Here is a 4,303-nt window from a genome sequence, read left to right on the forward strand (position 1 = left end):
GGCATAGACCTGCCGCGCCCGCTGCCACGGGATGCCGAATTTGTTCTCGGCCTTGCCGGTGGAGATCTTCTTGTGGGTCCTGGCGTCGACATCGGGATTGATGCGCAGCGAGATCGGCGCCACCTTGCCAAGGGCAACGGCTCGCGCCGACAACAGCTCAAGTTCAGGCTCGGACTCGACGTTGAAGCAGAGAATGCCGGCGGCAAGGGCAAAGTCCATTTCGCGCGCAGTCTTGCCGACGCCCGAAAACAGGATCTTGCCGGCCGGAATGCCGGCGGCCAGCGCCCGGCGCAATTCACCTTCCGAAACCACGTCGGCGCCGGCGCCGAGCTTCGCCAGCGTCCGCAGGACGGCCTGGTTGGAATTGGCCTTCATGGCGTAGCAGACCAGCGTGTCGAGCCCGGCAAAGGACTGGGCAAACACCCGGTAGTGCCTGGTCAGGGTGGCCGTCGAGTAGCAGTAGAATGGCGTGCCGACCTGTGCGGCGATATCTGGTATCGCCACGTCCTCGGCATGGAGCACGCCGTCGCGGTAGTCGAAATGGTTCACGGGAGTGATTCCGGAAGTTGCGGCAAGATGAGATCGGGTTGGAAGGCCCCGCTCTCGTCGGCCTAGATCAGCGGGTCGAGGATGAACTTCTTGTCCTTGACCGGTTTTTCTGGCTCCGGCGGCACGGGCTGATGGGCCTTCGAGGCATCCTTGCGCGCCTGCACGGCCGCCTCATAGGGCGTGTCGAGACCGCCCCTCCTGCCGCAGGCCGAGACGGCCGCGATCGCCACCAGCAGCGTCAGCGTCACCAAAATCCTGCTTCCGGTCATCGATCCATCCGTCCGAAACGTTTGTCAGCCGCCGCTTTTAGCCGAGTTCTCGGCGCATTGCACCCCGAGATATTGCTCGTCGCAATATCTGGCGCAACGTCCGGATATTGCTGGTCGCATGTCCGGGATATTGCTGGCGCAACATCCGGCATTACGCTTTCGCCAGTCGCTTTTTCCAGGCGCGGATCTGCTTCCTCACTTCCGACGGCGCGGTGCCGCCGAAACTGGTGCGGCTCTTGACCGAGTTCTGCACCGCCAGCACTGAGAATATGTCGGCCGTGATGCCGGGATCGATCGACTGCAGATCCTCCAGCGAAAGCTTCTCCAGCCCCACCTTCTTGTCTTCGGCCAGCGCCACCGCCCGGCCGGTGACATGATGCGCCTCTCGGAACGGCAGGCCGAGCGTGCGCACCAGCCAGTCGGCAAGGTCGGTTGCTGTCGCGTGGCCGGAGCCGGCGGCCTTCTTCATCGCGGCTGCGTTGACCGTCATGTCCGAGACCATGCCGGTCATCGCCGCCAGCATCAGGTCGAGCGTCTCGGCGGCGTCGAATACCGATTCCTTATCTTCCTGCATGTCCTTGCCATAGGTCAAAGGCATGCCCTTCATCACCGTCAGCAGGCCGACCAGATGGCCGGTGACGCGGCCGGTCTTGCCGCGCACCAGTTCGGCGGCATCGGGATTCTTCTTCTGCGGCATGATCGACGAGCCGGTGGAAAACGAGTCCGACAGCCTGACGAAGCCGAATTGCGGCGTCGACCAGATGATGATCTCTTCGGCCAGCCGCGACAGATGCGTGGCGCAGATCGCGGCCATGGCAAGGAACTCGAGCGCGAAATCGCGATCCGAGACGCTGTCGAGCGAATTGCGCATCGGCTCGCGGAAGCCGAGCCCCTTGGCGGTCCGGTGGCGGTCGATCGGGAAGCTGGTGCCGGCAAGTGCGGCGGCACCGAGCGGGCTTTCGTCCATGCGTTCGATCGCATCGCGGACACGCGACAGGTCGCGCGAAAACATCTCGACATAGGCCATGCAGTGATGGCCGAAGGTCACCGGCTGGGCCGCCTGCATATGGGTGAAGCCCGGCATCACGGTCGCCGCATGCTCCTCGGCCCGCTCCAGCAGCGCCTCAATCAACCCCTTCAACGCCTCGGCGACGCGAAAGCACTCCTCCTTGACCCAGAGCCGCAAATCGACCGCGACCTGATCGTTGCGCGAGCGGGCGGTGTGCAGGCGGCCGGCCGCCGGGCCGATCAGATCGGCAAGGCGCGCCTCGATGTTCATGTGGATGTCTTCGAGCCGCGTCGAGAACTCGAAGCTGCCGGCCTCGATCTCTCTCAGGATCGTGTTCAGCCCGTCAGCGATTTTTTCTTGATCGGCCGCCGAAATAATGCCCGTTTGCGCCAGCATCTCGCTATGGGCGATCGAGCCTTTGATGTCCTGCGCATAGAGTTTGCGGTCGAAGGAGATAGACGCGTTGATCGCTTCCATGATGGCGGCCGGACCCGAGGCAAAACGTCCGCCCCACATCTGGTTGCTGGTTTTCTTATCGCTCATGGCTATAACCCGTGCTTCGGAGCAGTTTTGAGAAAATGGCAGACGGTAGTAGATTCTTCCCGGCCCCGCGCCTGATCCTCGCCGCCTTGGTGGCGGGCGCGCTGGCGGGCGCGGTCGCGGTATATGTCAGCGAGAGCCGGTCTGGCAACAATGCACCGGCACAAGCTGCCGTGGGTGAGAGCAAGGACGACGTGGCCTGCGCGGCCAAGAGCGACCGCGCCAAGAAGGTCGCGGCTTCGGCCACCGGTGAGGTCGCGGCACTTTTGCCGGCCGATCCGCCACAATCCCTGAAGAGCCTTGCCTTCAACGGTCCGGACGGCAAGCCGATGACGATTGCCGATCATGCCGGCAAGACGGTGCTGCTCAATCTGTGGGCGACATGGTGCGCCCCGTGCCGTGCCGAAATGCCGGCGCTCGATGCGCTGCAGAAGGAAAAGGGCAGCGACGCCTTTCAAGTGATCGCCGTCAATGTCGATGCCGGCGACGATGTGAAGCCGAAGAAGTTCCTCAGCGATACCGGCGTCGCGACGCTTGGCTATTACCGGGATTCGACGATGGCGCTGTTCAACGACCTCAAGAAGCGCGGCCTGGCGCTAGGCCTTCCTGTCACCATGCTGGTCGACGGCGAGGGCTGCCTGATCGCCCATATGAACGGCCCGGCCGAATGGTCGGGGCCGGACGCCAGGCGGCTGGTCGAGACGGCACTCAAGCCCGAGAGCCTCTAGTCTAGCGTGTGGCTAGCGCAGGTGCCGGTGCGAAGGCCAGAACGCTTCTGTCGCGCAAGGTAGCGGGTTTGCTGCCGACAGCGGGTGCGACGACACCGGTCAGCTCGCCGAATTCTTCGATGAGAGCTGGCCTGCCGATATAATAGCCCTGGCCGATCTCGCAGGCTTCGGCGTCCAGGAATTTCAGTTCGCCGAGCGTCTCGACCCCCTCCGCCAGAACCGGCAGGCCGAGACCACGTCCAAGTCCCAGGACGGCGCGCACGATCGCCGCGACCTGGCCGTTCTTGTCGACCGACTTGATGAAGGAGCCATCGATCTTGATCTTGTCGAAGGGGAAGGCGCGGAGGTTGGAGAGCGAGGAATAGCCGGTTCCAAAATCGTCCATGGCCACGCGCACGCCCAGCGCCTTGACCTGCCGCAAGGTGGCCAGCGCCCGCGGCATGTCCTTGACAAGCGCCGTCTCGGTGATCTCAAGCTCGAGCCTGCCGGGCGCCAGGCCGGAATTCAGCAATGTTTCGTGGACCTTGCGGCTGAAATTCGTGTTGTGGAGCTGCACCGCCGAAACGTTGACGGCCACTGTCAGCGGATTTTCCCAGCGGGCGGCTTCCTCGCAGGCAGCCGTCAGCACCCATTCGCCAATCTGGCCAATGGCGCCGCTGTCTTCGGCCACCGGGATGAATATGGCCGGCGACACGTCGCCGCGAGTCGGATGCCGCCAGCGGACCAACGCTTCGAAGCCGACCATCTTTCCGCTGCTGATCTCTTTCTGCGGCTGGTAGACGAGATAGAACTCCTGGCGTGCGACCGCCTGGCGCAGTTCGTGCTCCATGACGCGCTTGTCGCGGGCCTCGGCCCCCATCGATGCTTCGAAATAACGGTAAGTGTCCTTGCCTTCGGTCTTGGCCCGGTAGAGTGCCGTATCGGCGTGGCTTATCAGGCTGGCCTGGTTTTCGGCATCCGACGGATACAGCGCAATGCCGATGCTTGCCGACACAAGGCCGCCGCCGACCGAGAGCCGGTTTTCCTCGCGCATGGCGGTCAGCACCGCGTTGGCGATACGGCCCGCCTCCAACGGGTCGGCCAGGTTCGGCGCGATGATGGCGAACTCATCGCCGCCCAGCCGCGCCACCATCTGCCCTGGACGAAGGATACCGGTCGCGCACTGCGCAACCTTCTGCAGCATGGCGTCGCCTGCGCCGTGCCCATAC

Annotated in this window: 4 protein-coding genes and 1 pseudogene; 1 reads left to right on the plus strand and 4 read right to left on the minus strand. The window is 63.9% G+C overall.

The features are described from left to right. From EN994_RS19905 to argH, 3 genes and pseudogenes are all read right to left on the minus strand, one after another. Positions 1-549 (minus strand): annotated as a pseudogene (locus EN994_RS19905) (diaminopimelate decarboxylase); the annotation flags it as partial. A gap of 62 nt (positions 550-611) precedes the next feature. Then, the gene (locus EN994_RS19910) at positions 612-818 is read right to left on the minus strand and encodes a lipoprotein (RefSeq protein ID WP_013529409.1); all 207 of its coding nucleotides are present in this window, start codon (positions 816-818) and stop codon (positions 612-614) included. 151 nt (positions 819-969) lie between these two features. Continuing rightward, entirely contained in the window at positions 970-2,370 is a 1,401-nt protein-coding gene (gene argH / locus EN994_RS19915; RefSeq protein ID WP_063169086.1) for an argininosuccinate lyase, read from the minus strand. Positions 2,371-2,405: 35 nt separating this feature from the next. On the opposite strand from argH, the gene EN994_RS19920 reads away from it, so the two are divergent. After that, on the plus strand, positions 2,406-3,095 hold the full coding sequence (locus EN994_RS19920; RefSeq protein ID WP_063169085.1) for a TlpA disulfide reductase family protein: 690 nt from the start codon (positions 2,406-2,408) through the stop codon (positions 3,093-3,095). A gap of 1 nt (position 3,096) precedes the next feature. On the opposite strand, the gene EN994_RS19925 is transcribed toward EN994_RS19920, so the two are convergent. Continuing rightward, positions 3,097-4,303 (minus strand): EAL domain-containing protein (locus tag EN994_RS19925; protein WP_127307744.1); only part of this gene is annotated, 1,207 nt, incomplete at its 5' end.

Origin of the sequence: Mesorhizobium sp. M7A.F.Ca.CA.002.09.1.1 (assembly GCF_003998555.1) — a bacterium.
GTDB classification, from domain to species: domain Bacteria; phylum Pseudomonadota; class Alphaproteobacteria; order Rhizobiales; family Rhizobiaceae; genus Mesorhizobium; species Mesorhizobium ciceri.